The organism is Streptomyces prunicolor (assembly GCF_045162825.1).
Lineage (GTDB): Bacteria > Actinomycetota > Actinomycetes > Streptomycetales > Streptomycetaceae > Streptomyces > Streptomyces prunicolor.
On the sequence record NZ_CP108676.1, the window covers coordinates 6,058,394 to 6,076,855 of the forward strand.

Consider the following 18,462-nt stretch of genomic DNA (forward strand, 5'->3'; position numbering starts at 1 on the left):
GGTGAACGCAGTGGTGGATCACTCCGCCCGGGTGGTGGTGACCGGCCTCGGCGTCCTCACTCCCATCGGGGAGACGCTGGAGGACTTCTGGGACGCCGCGGTACGCGGAGTCGTCGGCACGCGCCCGCTGGACCGGCCGGACGCCGCCGATTTCGCGGGTCGGCTGGCCGGCGAGGTACGCGGTTTCGTCGCCCCGCGCGAGGGGGGCGACCGTGTCATCCGGCTCGCGGTCGCGGCGGCGGTGGCGGCGACCACCGATGCCGGCTTCGCCCTGTGGGCGGGCGACCCGGCCCGGGCGGGGGTGTGCTTCGGAACGCTGCTGGGGAACCGAGCGGGGCTGGAACCGGCGGTGACGCGGTTCCACCGTGGCACGGACACAGGCGTGGGCGGTGCGGGCGCGGCCCCGTTCGTGGGGCCACGCCCCGTCGTGGATCTCGCCGACGCCGTCGCCAGGGAGCACGGATTCCTCGGGCCCAGCTCGGTCGTGGCGACCGCCTGCGCGTCGGGCAACAGTGCGCTCGCGAACGCCGCGGAGGCGATCCGGGCGGGCCGGGCCGACGTAATGGTCGCGGGCGGGGCGGACGAGTTGTCCACCGGCATCATGATGATGTTCGCCAGCCTGCGCTCGCTCACCGACGACGCGCTGCGCCCATTCGACCGCAACCGCTCCGGACTGGTCGTCTCCGAGGGCGCCGCCGCTCTCGTCCTGGAGTCGTACGAACACGCCCGCCTGCGTGGGGCGCGGGTGTACGCCGAGCTCGCCGGGTGGGCGTCCGCCTGCGACGCCCACCACATGACGGCACCGCATCCGGAAGGGCGCGGCGCCCGCCGCTCGCTGGAGCGGGCCCTGGCCATGTCCGGAGTGCCGCTCGACCGGGTCGGGCACATCAGCGCGCACGGAACCGGTACCCCGTCGAACGACAGCGTCGAGGCGGCGGCCGTGCGGGCCGTCTTCGGAGAACGCGGCCCCGCCGTCTCCTCCCTGAAGGGGGCGCTCGGGCACACCCAGGGCGCGGCCAGCGCGATCGAGGCGGTGGCCTGTGTGCTCGCGCTGCGCGACGGCGTGATCCCGCCCACCGCCAACCTCGTCGACCCGGACCCCGACTGCGCGGTCGACCTCGTGTACGGCGCGGCCCGGGAGGCACCGCTGGACGTGGTCGTCAACAACGCTTTCGGTTTCGGGGGCAACACGGCCTGCACCGTGTTCACCCGGCCGGGCTCCGGAGGGAACACAGCATGAGCACATCGACCGCCATCACCGGCGTGGGACTGGCAACCCCGCTGGGCGCGGGACTCGACGCCACCTGGGAGGGGCTGCTGGCGGGGCGCACGGCGGTCACGGACGTGGCCGCGCCCGAGGGGCTGTACCCCGGGACGAATCCCGCGTCGGCCGCCGTGCTTTCCGACGACCTGTCCGACGTGTCCGCCTTCGGCCGGCGGCGGCTGCGCGCGCTGAGCCGCGAGTCACTGCTGGTGTCCCGGGCGGGCCTGCTGGCCTGGCAGGACGCGGGACTCGACGCGGGCGGCGCGCCCGCCCCGGAAGACCTCGGTGTCGTCCTGGGCACGTCGGGAGCGGGCCTGACGGGCTATCTGCAGGTCCTCCACGACGGTCTCACCCTCGGGGCGGACCTGGTCAGCCCGTATGCCGGCCCTCAGGGAAGCCTGAACGCCGCCGTCTCCGACCTCGCCATCGCGGCGGATGCCGAGGGCCCCGTCGTGACGGTCACGGCCGGCCGCTGCTCCGGAGCCGAAGCCCTGACGGTGGCGGCCGACCTCGTCCGCACCGGTCAGGCCGAGGTGGTGCTGGTGGCGGCGGTGGACGTGCTGGATCCGCTCAGGCTCGGCGCCGGCGTGGCTGCCGGTGCCGTGGACGGAGGCACCGGCGGCCGTTCCGCGCGACTGCCGCGCCCCTTCGCGCCCGAACGCACCGGTCCCCTCCCCGGCGAGGCCGTGGTGGTCCTTGTTGTCGAGGACGCCGACCGGGCCCGCGAGCGCGGCGCCCGGATCCACGCCGAGGTCGCCGCCGTGAGTACCGCCCTGGGCGTCATCGGCGACACGGACGGGGAGGCCGCGGCCCGTGCCGTCGACACCGCCCTGGCAGCGGCCGGCCTCGCGCCAGGGGCCGTCGGGTTCGTCTGCTCCTCGGCCGACGGTTCCGGCCCGGTCGACCGGGCAGAGGCCCACGCCGTGTACAAGACGCTCGGCGCGGACATCCCGGTCTTCACCGCGTGCGCTGCGTTGGGGGACTGCGCCGGCACCACCACCCTGCTCCAAGTGGCTTTGACAGCAAAGGCGTTGGCAGTCGGTGAGACGCCTGTGACGGTGGGGCTCGCCGACTGGGATCCCGTGCTGCCCCGACTCGCTGTGAGCGACGCGCCCCAGCGGCTGCCCGCCGCCACCGCGGCCCTGGTCCTGACGTCGGACGACCGGCCCGGCGCGTCTGCGGTGGTCCTGCGGGTCCCGCGCCAGGGCCAACGCCCCCAGACAACTCACGAACGTCCCGGCCCGGGCATCCGGCCGCCGGGTTACGGAGGTAGGAAGTGAAGCAGGACCCGGCAGAGCAGATCGCCATCGTGGGGATGGCGGGGCGTTTCCCCGAGGCCCCGGACCTCGACAGTTTCTGGCAGTTGCTCATAGAAGGCGGCGACGCGATCCGCCCCGTCCCCGCCGCCCGCTGGAACGCCCAGGAGGTCCTGGACCCGGCGAAGCGGATCCAGGACCGCGGTGGATTCCTGGCGGACGTCGAGCAGTTCGATGCCTCCTTCTTCGGCATCTCCCCGCGCGAGGCCGAGCAGATGGACCCCCAGCAGCGGCTGCTGCTGGAGGCCGCATGGCAGGCGGTGGAGGACGCGGGCGTACCGGCCGCCTCGCTGCGCGGTTCCCGCGTCGGCGTCTACAGCGCCGGGATCTGGCACGACTACGAGAACCTGCGCAACAACCGCGGAGTGCCGATCTCGCAGCACTCCATCGCCGGCACCTCCCTGGACATGCTCTCGGCCCGCGTCTCCTACTTCATGGGCCTGATGGGGCCCAGCCTCAACCTGGAGACCGGCTGCTCCTCCGCGCTGGTCGCCCTGCACCTGGCCTGCCAGGCGATCCGCGGCGGCGAGGTGGACGGCGCCATCGTCGGCGCGGCCAACCTCATGGTCACCCCGGAGGTGACGATCGGGCTGACCCACTTCGGCGGGCTGTCCCCGAACGCACGCTGCGCCAGCTTCGGGGCCGACGCCGACGGGTTCGTCCGGGGCGAGGGCGCGGCCGCCGTCTACCTCAAGCGGCTCGACCGTGCCCGGCGCGACGGCGACCGGGTGCACGCCGTCATCGTGGGCAGCGCCATCAACAACGACGGCGGCGGCCCCAGCCTGGTGACACCCAGCCAGGAAGGGCAGGAGGATGTGCTGCGCCAGGTCTACGAGAAGTCCGGCGTCCCCCTCGACCGGGTCGCCTACGTCGAGGCCCACGGCACCGGCACCCGGCGCGGCGACCCGATCGAGGCGGCGGCCATCGGCCAGGTTCTCGGCCAGGCCCCGCAGCGGGCCGGCCGGCCCCTTCCGGTCGGGTCGGTGAAGAGCAACATAGGCCACCTCGAAGCCGCCGCCGGGTTCGCCGGCCTGTTCAAGGTGGTCCTGTCCCTGCGACACGGTGTGGTGCCGCCCAGCCTGCACTCCGCCGAACTCAACCCGAGAATCGCCTTCGACGACCTCAACCTGCACGTCGTACAGAAGCCGCTGCCGCTGCCCGAGGACGGCCCCGTCTATCTGGGCGTCAGCTCCTTCGGCTGGGGCGGCACCAACGCCCACGCCGTCGTCACCGGCCCACCGCCCGAGCGGGCCGCCGTCGTGGAACCGCCTGTCGAGACGACGGCACCCTTCCTGATGCCGCTGAGCGGCCACACCCCGGCCGCGCTCGCCCAGCGGGCCCGCGATGTGCACGACGCGCTCCGGCGGCCCGGCGCCGAACCCCGGCGGCTGGCCGGGGCGTTGGGCTGGCAACGCGACCACTTCCCGTTCCGGGCCGGTGCGGTGGCCACCGACACGGGCGAACTGACCGCGCTGCTGGAGAAGTTCGCCGCGGATCCCGACAGTGAGCTGCCCGGCGTGGTCACCGGCCGGGCCCGGGAGCACGGCCGTACCGCCTTCGTGTTTCCCGGACAGGGCTGGCAGTGGGCGGCGATGGGCCGGTGCCTGTACGCCCGCGACCTGGTCTTCGCGGCTTCGATCGACCGCTGTGCCGCCGCCCTGGCCCCGCACGTGGACTGGGACCTCACCGACATCATCGCCGGGGGTGCCGGGGATACGTGGCTGGGACGGGTCGACATCGTGCAGCCGGTGCTCTGGGCCGTCTGCGTGGGACTGGCCGAGGTCTGGCGGGCCGCGGGTGTCGAACCGGACGTCGTCGTCGGCCACAGCCAGGGCGAGATCGCCGCCGCGACCGTCGCCGGGATCCTGTCCGTGGAGGACGCCGCCCTCGTCGTGGCCCGGCGCAGCGCGGTCCTGCTCCGCACCAGCGCCGGCACCGGCCGCATGCTCGCCGTGGACCTGGACGTGGACGCGGCGCGCGCCGCGCTGGAAGGCTTCGAGGACAGCGTGGCGCTGGCCGTGCACAACGGCCCCCGCTCGTGCGTCCTGTCGGGCGAGACCGAATCGGTGCTGCTGCTCAAGGAACTCCTGGAGGCCGACGGCACGTTCTGTCGTCTGGTCGATGTCGACTACGCCTCCCACAGCCCGCTGATGCGGGGCCTGACCGACGAACTGCACGAAGTGCTGGCACCTGTCCGCCCGGGCCGGGCCGAGCTGCCGCTGATGTCGACGGTGCGCACGCAACTGCTGCACGGGCCGGAGATGGACGCCTCGTACTGGGTGGAGAACCTGGGCCGCCCGGTGTTGTTCGCCGACGCCGTCCGCACCCTGATCGACCAGGGTGTCACCCACTTCGTGGAGATCAGTGGCCACCCGGTGCTGCTCCCGGCGCTGGAGCAGCTCGGCGCCTCGGCCTCCGAGCCGCCGGCCTTCCAGGGCACCCTGCACCGGGACCGGGGTGCCCCGGAGGACCTCGCCGAGTCGTTCGCCCGGGCGTACGTGTCGGGGCTCACCCCCTTCGGACGGGTGCCGCTTGTCCGGGACGCGCAGGTGCCGACGTACCCGTGGCAGCGGGAGCGGCACTGGGTGGACTCCGTACGCCGGCCCGCGGACCGCGCCGTCTCCTTCGCCCTGCCGCTTGCGCCGGTGCCCGCAGAGGCGGGCACCTGGCACGGCACGCTCGACCTCGACGCCGTCGCCCACCCGTGGCTCGACGACCACCGGGTGCACGACGCGGTCGTCGTCCCCGCCGCCGCCGCCATCGAACTCTGCCTGGGCACAGCCTCCGCGCGCACCGGCAGCCTGCCGTCCGCGCTGTCCGGCCTCGCCCTGCGGCACGACATGACGCTCGCCGGCGACGCCCTGCGGCTGGGGGTCCTCTGGCGCGAGGACGCGGCCGACGGCGCCGGAGTCGAGCTGCTCTCGCTTCCGACGGGCGCCGACGCCTGGACCCGGCACACCACGGCTCGTGTGTCGTACGGGCACGACGCCCCACCCACCCCGGAGTTCCCCGAAGCCCTGCTCCAGGCGCCGGCCATGGACCCCGACGCCTTTTACGACGCCTGCGCGGCCCGAGGCCTGCAGTACGGCCCCGCCTTCCGCAGCGTGCGCGAGCTGTACTCCACCGCCGACGAGGCTCTCGGGCGGCTCCGGCTCGACGAGCGCTGCCAGGTGATCGCCCGCCGCTTCGCCCTCCACCCGGCGCTGTGGGACGGCGCGTTGCAACTGTCGCTCCCGCTGTCGGACGACACGGGGACGGTCGTGCCGGTCGGCGTCGACCGCATCGACCTGCTCCCCGGCCTGCCGGCGGACGTCACCGACCTGTGGGCGCACGCCCGCCGCCGCCCCGACGGCCGCCTCGACCTGTGGTTGTACGACATCGACCGCCGCCCCCTGGTCCGGCTGACCGGACTCGAACTGCGCCCCCTGGCCCTGGAGGGCGACTCCGACCCCGCCCTGGAGCGGGTGCACCGATTCGGCTTCCACGAGGTCGAGCCGGGCGAGGAAGCGAGCCGCCGGGCACAGTGGCTGGTGTGCGGTCCCGAAGCCTCGGGAGGCACGGTGCGGGAACTCGCGGCCGCCCTGGGCGTCGAAGGGGTCACGCTGCCGGAGGCGGACGCCGCCGACCGGGCCGCCTGGGCCGGGGTGCTGCGCCGGACGGCGGACGTCACCGACGTGCTGTTCGCCGCGCCCGACGCCACGGCCGGGGAGCCCGCGCAGCGGGCCGGGCTGACCGTGCTGTCCGCGCTGGCGGGCGCGGCCCTCGACCGGCCGACCGTACCGCGCCTGACCGTGCTGACCACACACGCCCAAGCGACGGCCGGCGAGCGGCCCGACCCCGGCGCCGCCCTGTACTGGGGCTTCACCCGCGTCCTGCGTGGCGAGCATCCGGGTCTCGCCGCCGCCCTCGTCGACCGGGCGGCCGAGGACGGCTGGACGACGTACGCGGTACGCGAACTGCGCGCGGAACGGCGGGAGGACCAGATCCTGCTGCGGGCGGACCGACGGCTCGCGGGCCGACTGGAGCGCACCGCCGGACCGGGCACGGACGCCGAGACACCCGTGCCGTACACGACCGGTCAGCCGTTCCGGCTGCATCCCGGTCCCCGGCCCGGCCAGTGGGAGTCGCTGCGCTTCCTGCCGCTGGCGCGCCGCGCGCCCGGCCCCGGCGAGATCGAGATCGAGGTGGACGCCACGTCCCTGAACTTCATCGACGTGATGAAGGCGATGGGCACCTACCCCGACGAATCCGGCGGCAAGGACCTGCTCGGCGGGGACTGCGCCGGCCGGGTCGTCGCGGTGGGCCTGGACACCACCGGGTTCCGGGTCGGTGACCGCGTGGTGGCCTGCAAGTTCGGCGCGATGGTCTCCCACCTGACGGTGAGCGCCGCGCACGCCCGCCTCGTCCCCGACGGTATGTCCCAGGCCGAGGCCGCCGCGCTGCCGCTGGTCGTCGCCACCGCCTGGTACGCGCTGCACGACCTGGCCCGGGTCGAGGCGGGCGATCGCGTGCTGATCCATTCGGCGGCCGGCGGCCTCGGTCTCGCCGCCGTCCAGGTCGCCCGCCTCCTCGGCGCGGAGGTGATCGCCACGGCGGGCAGTCCCGCCAAGCGTGACCATCTGCGCGGTCTCGGCGTGCGGCACGTCTTCGACTCCCGCGACCTGGCGTGGGCCGACGCCGTGCTCGACCTCACCGGTGGCCGGGGCGTCGACGTCGTCCTCAACTCGCTGACGGGCGCGGCCCTGACCCGGGGTCTCGACGTGCTGTCCGAGGACGGCCGGTTCCTGGAGGTGGGCAAGAAGGACATCCACGGCGGCCGCCGTCTCGACCTGCGCCCCTTCCGCAAGAGCATCAGCTTCGCGGCTGTCGACGTCGAAGGACTGGTGATGCGCCGTCCGGAGCGGTTCGCCCGGATACTGCGCGCGGTGTGGGACGAGGTCGTTGCGGGCCGCATCCGCCCGCTGCCCGTCATCCCGTTCACCTTCGACCGGGCGGCCGAGGCGCTGCGTGCCATGTCGCACGGCGACCACATCGGCAAGTTCGTCCTGCACGAGCCGCACCTGGTGCGCCGGGTGGTCGCGGACCCGTTGTCGTACGGGAGTTTCCGGGCCGACGGCAGCTATCTGATCACCGGCGGTCTGGGTGCGCTCGGCCTCTCGCTCGCCGAGCACCTGGCCGAGCGCGGGGCCACGGCCCTCGCCCTGCTGGGCCGCTCGGAGCCGGGCCCGGAGGCCGCCGCCCGCGTGGAGGCGCTGCGTGCGGCCGGCGTCACGGTGAGCGTGGCGCGGGCGGACGTCGCCGACGAGGCGGCGCTGGCGGCCGTCCTGCACCGGATACGCGCCGAACTGCCGCCGTTGCGTGGCGTGTTCCACGCGGCGGGGATCCTCGACGATGGCGTGGTGCAGGGACTGGACGCCGCCCAGGTCGCCCGGGTGCTGGCGCCCAAGGTGGACGGCGCCCGCCATCTGGACCGGTTGACCGCCGACGACCCGCTGGAACTCTTCGTCATGTTCTCCTCGGCCGCGGGCCTGGTGGGCAACGTCGGCCAGGCGGCCTACGCGGCGGCCAACACCTACCTCGACGCCCTCGCGGTCGCCCGCCGGCACGCGGGCCGCCCGGGCCTGAGCGTCCAGTGGGGCAGCTTTGAGGCCGTGGGACTGGCCGCCGTCAGCGAGAACCGCGGCGCGCGTCTCGCGGACCGTGGGATGGCCCCCTTCCCGGCGGCCGACGCCTGGCGAGCACTGGAGGAGTTCCTGTGTGACGGCGAGACGGTCGTGGGCTATCTGTCACTCGACGCGCGACGCTGGTTCGAGACGTATCCGGCGACGGCGAGCCTGCCCAGTTGGAGCGGGCTCGCGGCGGCCGGCCGGTCCACCGGTTCGGCCACGCCCGGCGCGTTCCGGCAACGGCTCGCCGCCTGCGCCCCCGAGGGCCGCGCCGACCTGGTCGAGCAGCGGGTACGGCTGCTGGCGGGCCGGGTGCTGCGCATCGGCGCGGACTCCATCGACCGCGAGACACCGCTGAAGTCCCTCGGCCTGGACTCGCTGATGAGCCTGGAACTGCGCAACCGCCTCGAGGTCGAATTCGGCCTGAAGCTGTCACCGACGCTGCTGTGGACGTACGCCAGTCTCCGGCCGCTGTCCCAGGCGCTCATGGAGCGGGTGGGGGCCGGACTCACGGACGGGGAACAGCGATGAGCGGGCCGACGACATCCGGGGCGACGCCGGTCAGCCGGGCGTTGGAGACCATCCGCGGGCTGCGGGCGGAACTCGCCACGCTGCGCGGGGCACGGACCGTCGCCGTCGTCGGGGTCGGTCTGCGCGCCCCGGGCGGCGTCGCCGACATGGACGGCTACTGGCGGCTGCTGGCCGCCGGCGGCGACGCGGTCCGGCCCATCCCCGAGCATCGGCGCCAGCCCTTCGGAGACGCCTGGGACGAGGTGCCGCACCGGGGCGGGTTCCTGGACGAGGTGCTGGAGTTCGACGCCCCGTTCTTCGGCGTCGCACCGCGTGAGGCCCGCGCCCTGGATCCGCAGCACCGGCTGCTGCTGGAGGTGGCCTGGGAGGCGCTGGAGGACGCGGGCCTGGCCCGACCCCGCGGCGCCTGCGGGCTGTACGTCGGCGTCACCGGGCAGGACTACCGCGAGTGGATGCCCGGGGAGTCCGACGTGTACTGGGCGACCGGCAACGGCCACTGCTTCGCGGCGGGTCGGCTCGCGCACACGCTCGGGTTCACCGGGCCGGTGGCCGCCGTTGACACGGCGTGCTCGTCGTCCCTGGTGACGGTGCACCTGGCCCGTCAGGCGCTGGCCGCGGGCGAGTGCGACGTCGCGCTGGCCGGCGGGGTCAACCTGGTGCTGTCCCCGCGGGCCACCGAGTTCGCGGCCCGGACCGGTGCGCTCTCCCCGGACGGGATGTGCCGCCCGTTCGACGCGCGCGCCAACGGGTTCACCCGTGCCGAGGGCTGCGGAGTCGTCGTACTGAAGCGGCTGGCGGACGCGGTGCGGGACGGGGACCGGGTGCATGCGGTGATCCACGGGTCGGCCGTCAACCACGACGGGGCCGCCTCGGGGTTCACCGCGCCCAGCGTTACGGCGCAGACCGCGCTCGTCGAACGTGCGCTCGCCGACGCCGGGCTGAACCCGGCGGACATCGGGTACGTGGAGGCGCACGGTACGGGGACGGCGCTCGGCGACCCCATCGAGGTGGAGGCGCTGGCCGAGGCGATCGGCCGACCCGGCGGCGGGACCCCCGTGCTGCTCGGCGCGGCCAAGGCGAACCTCGGCCACACCGAGTCGGCGGCCGGCGTCCTGGGTCTGCTCAAGGCGATGCTGAGTCTGCGGCACCGGGCCGCGCCGCCCGTGCCGCACTTCACCACCCTCAACCCGCGGATCGACCTCGTGGGCACCGGCTTCCGGGTGCCGGACCGGCTGGAGCCGTGGCCGGCCGGGGCCGGGGCGTATGCGGGCGTGAGCTCGTTCGGGATGAGCGGCACCAACGCGCACGTCATTTTGGGCGGGGCGGAGGCGTCCGCCACCGCGGCGGCCGGCCAGGCCGTGGAGGTCACCGGATTCGAGGTGTCCGCCCGTACGCCCGCCGCGCTGCGCCTCTACGCCGGGCTGCTGGCCGCACACCTGACCACTGTCAAGGACGAGGACTACCCCGCCTTCGCCTACACCCTCACGCATGGAAGGGCGGCGCTGGCCACCCGGGTGCGGGTGGCGGCGACCGGCCGGGAGCAGGCCCGGGCCGCCTTGGAGGAGCTGGCCGAGGACCGGGAGTGCCCGGCGGCCGCGTTCCTGGACCCGGGCGCCGAGCCGTCGTTCGCCGGTCTGCCGCGCCGCGTCCTGACGCTGCCCGCGTATCCGTGGGAGCGCCGCCGGTACGCGCCACCGACCGCTGAACGTCCGTGAGGGCCGGCTGCGCGGCGGCTCAGGCCGCCGCGGTCCGGGAGCGGATCAACCGGCACACCGCCGAGACCGTGCTGGTGCGCGGGATGTCCTCGAAGGGGATCTCGACGGCGAACCGCCGCTTGATCGAGGCGACGAGCTCGACGACAGCGAGGGAGTCGATGTCGAGGGCGTCCAGTGAGATGTCGTCCGAAATAGCCTCCGGCTCGGCGCCGAAATCGACGAGTTCCTGCTCTATGAAGGTGCGTACGGAATCAGGTGTGGTGGGATCGGACACGGCGCTCCTGGTCTCTCATATCCGGTGGAGAACGAACTGACTTGACGGGAAGAAGCTTACCCGGAAAGTCGCCGAGTGCATCAGTCAATGTCTTTTGAAAGCAACTTATAAGTCTCGCTTAAGCAGGTCGCGTTATCATTGGAAAAGCCCCTCGCACGGACAGGACAGACGCATGTTTCGAATTCTGCTGAGAAGGATCCTCTTGATCCCGCTGAAGCTCGTTATCCGCCCCCGGGTGGAGGGGCTTCGCAACATACCTGCGAGCGGGCCCTTCATCCTCGCGGCGAATCACCTCTCGTTCTTCGACTCCATTTTCATCGCGCTCCTGACGCCACGCCGATTGTATTTCGTCGGAAAGCAGGGATGGATGGAGATGCCGGGCGTCAAGGGCCGGCTGCAGAAGCTGTTCTTCCGATCCGTCGGAATGATCTCGGTGGACAGGACGAGCGGCGCGGGAACCATGGCAGGGCTGGAACTGTCACTGAAGGTCCTGACGGAAGGCAACGGCGTCGGCATCCACATCGAGGGCACCCGTTCGCCGGACGGGCGCCTCTACAAGGGCACCACCGGCACCGCTTGGTTGGCCCTGCGCAGCGGGGCACCGGTGATTCCGTGCGGCCTCATCGGTACGGAGCGGGTGCACCCCAAGGGTGCCAAGCGGCTGTACGTTGCGAGCTTCGACGCGAGATTCGGTCCCGCAATGACGTTCACGGAGCACCTCGGGCTGGAATCGGACCGCCGGATCCGCCGCGCGGTGACGACGAGAATCACGGACGGGATCTCGGCTCTGTCGGGCCAGGAGTACGTCGACATATATGCGGAGACGGTGATGAGCGGCCGGTAACGGCCCTGCGGCCGTATTGCACAGCCGGTACGACGCAGACCGGCCTGAATCGTGTCCTTTGATGATTTCCCATCGAGCGGTGCTTTCCGAGACCGGTGTACGGATCTGATTCCCGCACCGGTGTGGGCGGGGTAGTTCTGGGGGTGCTGTCCGGCGGTGGCTGTTCAGCGGGGTTGAGTGGTTCGGTCAAGCTGCTGCGGTGTCGGGTGTGAGGGCGTGCGGGGTCCGGGCTCCGGTGGTGAAGAGGCGCTGGAGTGTTCGCCAGCAGTTCCCGGAGAAGCCTTGCTGGACCTTGGTTGTCGGTGAAGCGGAGGACGACATCGTGGTGTTCCGCGAAACGCCTGGCCAGGGTGCGGGAGTGACGGGACGGCTCGTCAAGGTGGGTGCAGTCGGTGGAGACCTTCGTCCCGCGCAGTTCCATCAACAGCAGCGTCGAGCGGTGTGCCGGGATGCAGTGGCCCAGGACCGCGTCCGCGACCTGCACGGTGCTGAATAGCTATGTGCCCGTCGCTGTCCTCGCTCTAATTTCCCACGCTTTTTCGTCCCTTCAGTTAATTGTAGATTTAGGGGCTGCCCAATGATGCTGCGCCGCCCTTACTCGCAAGGAGAATTCGGAATGGGTGCTGTAATGACGGAAATCCATCGGGCGGCCGGGCTCTCCGGGGCGCGCCGGCTGCGTGAACTGTTCGCCCGTCCCGGGGTGGTGCGACTGGCCGGCGCCCACAATCCGCTGGGGGCGCGGCTCGCCCAAGGCGCCGGATTCGGCGGCGTCTGGTCGAGCGGTCTGGAGGTTTCAGCCTCCCAGGGCGTACCGGACACCGACATCCTCACGATGAGTGAACTGCTGGGCGTGGCCTCCTCGCTGGCCGCCGCGGTCGACATACCGGTGGTGGCCGACTGTGACGCCGGGTACGGCAACGCGCACAACGTGATGCACATGATCCGCCGCTACGAGGCGTCCGGCATCGCCGCCGTCTCGATCGAGGACAAGCGGTTCCCGAAGGTCAACAGCTTCGTGCCGGGCCGTCAGGAACTCGCTTCCGTGGGTGAGTTCTGCGGCAAGGTGGCCGCGGCCAAGGACGCGCAGCGCACCCCCGACCTGATGGTCATCGCCAGGATCGAGGCGCTGATCGCGGGCTGGGGCATGGACGAGGCACTCTCCCGCGGAGAGGCCTACGCCCGGGCGGGCGCCGACGCCGTGCTGATCCACGCCAAGGGATCCTCGCCGGAGCCGGTCCTGGACTTCCTCGCGCAGTGGACGCTGCCGACGCCGGTGGTCGTGGTCCCGACGACCTACCACACCATCACGGCGACCGAACTCGCCGCGGCCGGCGCGAAGATGGTCATCTACGCCAACCACGGTCTGCGGGCCGGCATCACGGCCGTGACCGACGCCTTCGCGTCGATCCTGCGGGACGACCGCACCACCGGCATCGAGGACCGCATCGCTCCCCTGGCCACCGTCTTCGACCTCCAGGGAATGGCCGAACACAAGCGGAACGAGGCGGTGTTCGTCACCTCGTACGAGACCCGCCTCCGCGCGGTCGTGCTCCCCGGGCCCGCCGACGCCACGCCCTCGTCGCTGCGCGACCACCGCACCACGGCGCTGCGCGGCTGCGGCGCCGAGAACACGACGTTCACCGGCGCGCAGGGCGAGACGTCGGTCGTGGAGGCGCTGCTCGGCCTGCCCGAGGCCCACGACGGCCCCACCGTGGTCGTCTGCGGCGATGTGCTCGTCGAGGCCGAGCCGCTGCGGCTGCTCGCCGCGGCCGCCGCCGACGTCGCCGTCCTGGCGGACGTGTCGGCCACACCGCGCCGGGACGATGGGCTGCCGCTGGCGCTGAGCTCCGTGGCACAGGGCGGCCGCAGGGTCGTGCAGGGCGGGGCCGGTGAGGTCGTGGGCATCGGGGGACCGGACTCCGACGCGGAGTTCGCGGGCGCCGCCGTTTTCTCCCCGCAGGGCTTCGCGGCGCTGCGCGCGGCGGCCGAGAAGCGACGCGCCGACGCCGCCCCGGCCGCCCTGGACGACCTGATCGCGGATCTGCTGGCCGCCGGCGTGCGGGTCCGCGCGGTCGAGATCGCCTCCGGCTGGCTGGAACTGCGCACTGCCGAGGACGCCGAGCGGGCCGCCGCACTGTTCGCGGCACCGGAGGCGGGACGTTGAGAACCACGGTCCCCGCACAGTTGGCCGCAGACGGTGTCGTGGCGCTGCTCAAGGAACGCGGCCTCGGGCCGTTCACCGGTGTGCCCTGCTCATTCCTGGGGCCGGTCATCAGTTGCCTGGAGGCGGAACACCCCGAGGACTACGTCATCTGTGCCAACGAGGGCGAGGCGGTGTCCATCGCGGCCGGTGCCCGGCTGGCCGGCCGCAGCCCGGTGGTCATCCTGCAGAACTCCGGACTCGGCAACGCCGTCAACCCCCTCACCTCGCTGTGCCACACCCTGCGGTTGCCGGTCCTGCTCCTGGTCACCTGGCGTGGCCGCCCCGGACAGCCGGACGAGCCGCAGCACGAGCTGATGGGCGCGATCACCCCCGAGCTGCTCACCTCGATGAGCATCCGAAACGAACTGCTTCCGCAGACCCTCCCGGAGCTCAGCGACCGCCTGGACGGCGCGCTCGCGCACATGGCCGCCACCGGCCTGCCGTTCGCCTTCATCGTGCCCAAGGGAGCCATCGCCCCCCGCCCAGCAGCTGCGGCCGGCGCGGCGGACCCGCGCGCACACCTCATGCCGCGGTCCGAGGCGATCGGCCGGGTCGTCGAGGCCATGGACCCGGCGACCCTGCTGGTCGCCACCACCGGCAAGACCGCCCGCGAGCTGGAACGTGACTTCGACCGGCCGGAGAACCTGTACGTCGTCGGCTCCATGGGCTGCGCCTCCAGCGTGGCTCTCGGTGTGGCGATGCACGCGTCGCCCAGCCGGCCGGTCGCGGCTCTCGACGGCGACGGCGCCGCGCTGATGCGCCTGGAGGCCATGGCGGCGATCGGCCGCCAGACCGGTACGGACCTGTGCCACATCCTTCTCGACAACGAGTCCTACGAATCCACCGGAGGCCAGCCGACCGCGTCGGCGGACGTGGACTTCTGCGCCGTCGCCGCCGCGAGCGGCTACCGCGCCACGTACGACGTGTCCGACGCGGAACACCTGCGCACCGCGGTGCGCAGCGCCCAGGCCGAAGGCGGCACCCATCTGGTCCGGGTCCGGATCAGACAGGGTTCGGACCCCGCGCTGGGCCGGCCCGCGCTCCGCCCGCCGCAGTCGGCGGCCCGTTTCATGGAGGTGCTCGCCCGGTGACCGTTCCCGTGTCCTTCCCCGCGGCCGATGCCGCCGAACAACTGGTCCTGATGAACCCCGGACCGGTCGTCCTCGACGAGCGGGTCCGCGCCGCGCTGGCCGGCCCCGACCTCTGCCACCGGGAACCGGAGTTCGTCGATCTGCTCGCCCGCATCCGGCACAAGACGACTCTGGTGGCCGGTGGCGGCGACGCGCACACCTCGGTGCTCCTCACCGGGTCCGGGACCTCGGCTGTGGAGGCGGCGATCAGCTCGGCCGTCCCGCCGGACGGCGGGCTGCTCGTTGTCGACAACGGCCACTACGGCGAACGGTTCGAGCACATCGCCGCCGCGTACGGCATCCGCACCCACTGGCTGGAGTTGGGCTGGGCGACGCCCGTCGACCTGGCCCGGGTCGAGCGGGCCCTGGCCGCCGACCCAGGGCTGACCCATGTGGGCATGGTGCAGCACGAGACCAGTACCGGCATGCTCAACGACGTCGCCGCCGTGGCCCGGATCGCCCACAAGCTCGGCCGCGAGGTGATCGTGGACGCCGTAAGCAGCGTCGGCGCCGAACGGATCTCGCTGGCCCGGGAAGAGGTCGACTGGCTGTGCGGATCGGCCAACAAGTGCATTGAGGGCGCGCCCGGACTGGCCTTCGTCAGCGCCGCCAGAACGGCGTTCGAGCGGCTGGCCGACCGCCCGAACCGCACCTACTACCTGGACCTGCACCGGCATTACACGGCCCAGGAGAAGTCCGGCCTGCCTGCCTTCACCCCGGGCATTCCGGCTTGTTACGCCTTCGAGGTGGCGCTCGACCTGGCCCTCACCGAAGGGCGCCAGGCCCGGCATGCCCGCTACGCCGCGCTGGCCGGGCGGCTGCGCGCGGGTCTGGAGGCTCTTGGTCTCGAACTGCTGCTGCCGCCCGACCGGCGCGCGGTGGGGCTGACCGCGCTCCGCCTGCCCGCCGGGACCGGCTACGAGGAACTCCACCGGGGCCTGCGCGCCGCCGGGTTCGTCATCTACCGGGCTCAGGAGCGGCTGTCCGCGGACTACTGGCGGCTGTCGACGATGGGCCGGATCACCGCCGCCGACATCGACCGCTTCCTGGCCGCGCTCGCGGACGTCCTGCGGGGCGCGGACCGTGAACCGCTTGCCAGTCCGACTGTCGGCCGGCCTGGCCGACATGTCTGACATCGCTGAATGGGGCACGAGGTGACCACCACACACACTGAGCCGCCGAACTCGCCGCACCCGACCGCGCCGGGCCGCCCGTACCGGCTCGCTCTTGTCGGCGGCGGGCCCAGGGCGACGTACGTCGTCGAGAGGCTGTCGGCGACGATCGGTCGGCTCGGAGGCCGCAGGCTGGAGGTGCGGGTCTTCGACCGCACTGGGGAGTTCGGGGCCGGCCAGGCCCACAGTTCCGGGCAGGCCCGCACCAGCTACCTCAACCGCATCGGCTGCCAGGTGGGTTTCGCCGCCGACGAGAGCGTTTCGGGTGCCGGCCCGCTGCGACCGCGGGAGGAGCGGCCGACTCTGCACGAGTGGTGCCGCCGCCGCTACGCCGAGACAGGGCACCCGGACTTCGACCTGCGTCCGGAAGACTGGCCCCGGCGATATGTGCACGGGCTGGCGCTGAGCGACATGTTCCGGGCGTTCGCCGACGACCTGCGTCGGCACCCCGGTGCCGACCTCCACCTGCACCACGCGGAGGTCGTGGACATCGAGCCCGTCGGTGCCGAACTGCGGATCGTCACGGCGGACGGCACCCGCTATCCGGCCGACGAGGTGCTGCTGCTCACCGGGCACTCCTACCACGATCCGGGGCTGTCCCCGGAGGGACGCCGGCCGACTGAGGCGACGGCCCGCGGCAGCGCCTCGCATGTGCCACACCCGTACCCGTTGAACGAGCTGCTCGGCCCGGGCACCGTCGGGCCGACGGACGTGGTCGGCTGCGCCGGCATGGGCCTCACCGCCATCGACACGATCCTGCACCTGACCGAGGGGAGGGGCGGGAGTTTCCACGAGGAGCCCGGGCGCGGGCTGGTGTATCGGGCGAGCGGTGCCGAACCCGCCGCGATCGTCGCCTTCAGCGGTTCCGGGCTGTTCACCTTCGCCCGGCCCGACAACCACAAGCCAGGCGACGGCTCCGGTGATCACCCCGGTACGTTTCTGACCAAAGAGGCAGTGGACCTGCTCCGGGCGAACTGCGGGCAGCCGTACCCCACGCCGGACCGCACCCGGTCGCAGCTCGACTTCGACAGGGACGTCCTGCCGCTGGTGGTGGCGGAGATGGCCCACCTGCACTATGTGACGCTGCTCGGACCGAGCGCGGCGCTGCCGCTGACGCAGCGTGCGATGCCGTCCTACCTCGCCTTCCTGGCCGGTGCGCGGCCCGGCGGCGAGGACTGTCTGCTGCCGGCGCTGGACGCCGCGGTGGACGACATCGTGCGGATCCTGCTGCCGGTGCTGCGCGGCGAACAGGCGCTGTTCGACGCCCAGAAGACGGTCGTATGGTCGGTTCGAGACGTGCTGCTGCACTGGGTCCGGACGGTGTACGGGTCGTCGGTGCAGTACGAGGTCCGGCGCTGTCTGGACCGTTCGCTGCCGCCGGGCGGAGTCCTTGAGGGCCGGGATTCGCCGTGGTCCCTGGACACAGAAATCGAGGGGAACCGGTTCGACTGGCGTGCGGCCGTACACCCGGTCGGCCCGGTGAGCTCACCTGCCGAGTACCGGGCGGAACTGCTGGAGTTCATGATCCGCGACCAGGCATGGGCCCGCCAGGGCAACCTGCGCAATCCACACAAAGCCGCGTCCGACGGTGTGTGGCGTGATCTGCGGTCGGTGATCTCCTACGCGGTGGACGACGCCGGGGTGACCGCAGCCTCCCAACGGGCGTTCCTGCGTCGGCACACCAGTCGGCACAACCGGTTGGCCAACGGGGCCGCGCCGGAGGTCATGGCGAAGATCACCGCGCTTGTCAAGCACGGGCTGCTGGATGTGGGCACCGGCCCGGACGCCCGGATGGGCTACGAGGAGTCGTCCGGCCGCACGGTCGTGGTGGGGCCGCAGACGGGTGCGCGACGCGCCCTGGACGTGCGGGTCGAGGCGCGCATGCATCCCTTCGACCCGCGCGTGGACGTACGGCCCCTGTACCGCAATCTGCAGGACCGTGGACTGGTACGCCTGTGGCGCAACCACGGTGCGGGTGCCACGGACTTCGCGCCCGGTGGTCTGGACCTCACCCCGCAGTTCCATCCCCTGCGCACCGACGGCGACGTGGAGTCCCGCATCACGGTCCTGGGGGCGCCGGCGGAGGGCGCGCGCTCGTTTCTGCTGTCGGCCCTGCGTCCGGACGCGGACCACTACGTCATGCGGGACATCTTGGTCTGGCTCGACGGCTTCTGGGAGTCATCTGTGAAGCCCCGGTGAATGTCGCCCGCCCGTTACGGGTGGGACAGGAATTCTCTATACACTCACCGCACGGCTTGGTTCGATTTGGTTAGCTAACGAAGCGTCGTGGGTGGCAAATGCGCCTATATCGGCCTCTTCTCCGTTTTTTCGCTGACTGCGTAACCTC

Annotated in this window: 10 protein-coding genes; 9 read left to right on the top strand and 1 reads right to left on the bottom strand. The window is 72.5% G+C overall.

The window, feature by feature from the left end; all coding sequences use genetic code 11:
- Position 1: 1 nt before the first annotated feature.
- From OG588_RS27920 to OG588_RS27935, 4 genes are read left to right on the top strand one after another with little or no spacing between them, the layout of a single operon-like run.
- Positions 2–1,240 (top strand): beta-ketoacyl-[acyl-carrier-protein] synthase family protein, encoded by a 1,239-nt coding sequence (locus OG588_RS27920; protein WP_405949692.1) that lies wholly within the window; start codon positions 2–4, stop codon positions 1,238–1,240.
- Positions 1,237–2,544, top strand: a complete 1,308-nt coding sequence (locus OG588_RS27925; protein WP_405949693.1) for a beta-ketoacyl synthase N-terminal-like domain-containing protein — start codon at positions 1,237–1,239, stop codon at positions 2,542–2,544. Before OG588_RS27920 ends, OG588_RS27925 begins: the two co-directional genes overlap by 4 nt.
- The gene (locus OG588_RS27930; RefSeq protein ID WP_405949694.1) at positions 2,541–8,777 is read left to right on the top strand and encodes an SDR family NAD(P)-dependent oxidoreductase; all 6,237 of its coding nucleotides are present in this window, start codon (positions 2,541–2,543) and stop codon (positions 8,775–8,777) included. Before OG588_RS27925 ends, OG588_RS27930 begins: the two co-directional genes overlap by 4 nt.
- Positions 8,774–10,492, top strand: coding sequence for a beta-ketoacyl synthase N-terminal-like domain-containing protein (locus OG588_RS27935; protein ID WP_405949695.1), 1,719 nt, complete (start codon positions 8,774–8,776; stop codon positions 10,490–10,492). Before OG588_RS27930 ends, OG588_RS27935 begins: the two co-directional genes overlap by 4 nt.
- A gap of 19 nt (positions 10,493–10,511) precedes the next feature.
- Here the strand turns inward: OG588_RS27935 and OG588_RS27940 are convergent, their stop codons facing one another.
- Positions 10,512–10,766: an acyl carrier protein gene (locus OG588_RS27940; protein WP_405949696.1), complete on the bottom strand. Its 255-nt coding sequence runs from the start codon at positions 10,764–10,766 to the stop codon at positions 10,512–10,514.
- 202 nt (positions 10,767–10,968) lie between these two features.
- Between OG588_RS27940 and OG588_RS27945 the strand changes: the two genes are divergently transcribed.
- The 5 genes from OG588_RS27945 (at position 10,969) to OG588_RS27965 (ending at position 18,314) form a co-directional block, all read left to right on the top strand.
- Positions 10,969–11,610 carry a lysophospholipid acyltransferase family protein gene (locus tag OG588_RS27945; RefSeq protein WP_405949697.1) on the top strand — a complete coding sequence of 214 codons (642 nt, stop codon included), beginning with the start codon at positions 10,969–10,971 and terminating at the stop codon, positions 11,608–11,610.
- 616 nt (positions 11,611–12,226) lie between these two features.
- Positions 12,227–13,774, top strand: a complete 1,548-nt coding sequence (locus tag OG588_RS27950) for an isocitrate lyase/phosphoenolpyruvate mutase family protein (protein WP_405949698.1) — start codon at positions 12,227–12,229, stop codon at positions 13,772–13,774.
- The gene (aepY, locus tag OG588_RS27955) at positions 13,771–14,904 is read left to right on the top strand and encodes a phosphonopyruvate decarboxylase (protein ID WP_405949699.1); all 1,134 of its coding nucleotides are present in this window, start codon (positions 13,771–13,773) and stop codon (positions 14,902–14,904) included. The genes OG588_RS27950 and aepY overlap by 4 nt, the downstream gene beginning before the upstream one ends.
- On the top strand, positions 14,901–16,076 hold the full coding sequence (locus OG588_RS27960; protein ID WP_405949700.1) for a pyridoxal-phosphate-dependent aminotransferase family protein: 1,176 nt from the start codon (positions 14,901–14,903) through the stop codon (positions 16,074–16,076). Before aepY ends, OG588_RS27960 begins: the two co-directional genes overlap by 4 nt.
- A gap of 21 nt (positions 16,077–16,097) precedes the next feature.
- Positions 16,098–18,314 carry an FAD/NAD(P)-binding protein gene (locus tag OG588_RS27965; RefSeq protein ID WP_405949701.1) on the top strand — a complete coding sequence of 739 codons (2,217 nt, stop codon included), beginning with the start codon at positions 16,098–16,100 and terminating at the stop codon, positions 18,312–18,314.
- Positions 18,315–18,462 lie beyond the last annotated feature (148 nt).

Bases quoted from the DNA above. Each gene is read 5' to 3' on its own strand.
- OG588_RS27935 (WP_405949695.1), top strand. From the start codon at position 8,774: ATGAGCGGGCCGACGACATCCGGGGCGACGCCGGTCAGCCGGGCGTTG.
- OG588_RS27950 (WP_405949698.1), top strand. From the start codon at position 12,227: ATGGGTGCTGTAATGACGGAAATCCATCGGGCGGCCGGGCTCTCCGGG.
- OG588_RS27925 (WP_405949693.1), top strand. From the start codon at position 1,237: ATGAGCACATCGACCGCCATCACCGGCGTGGGACTGGCAACCCCGCTG.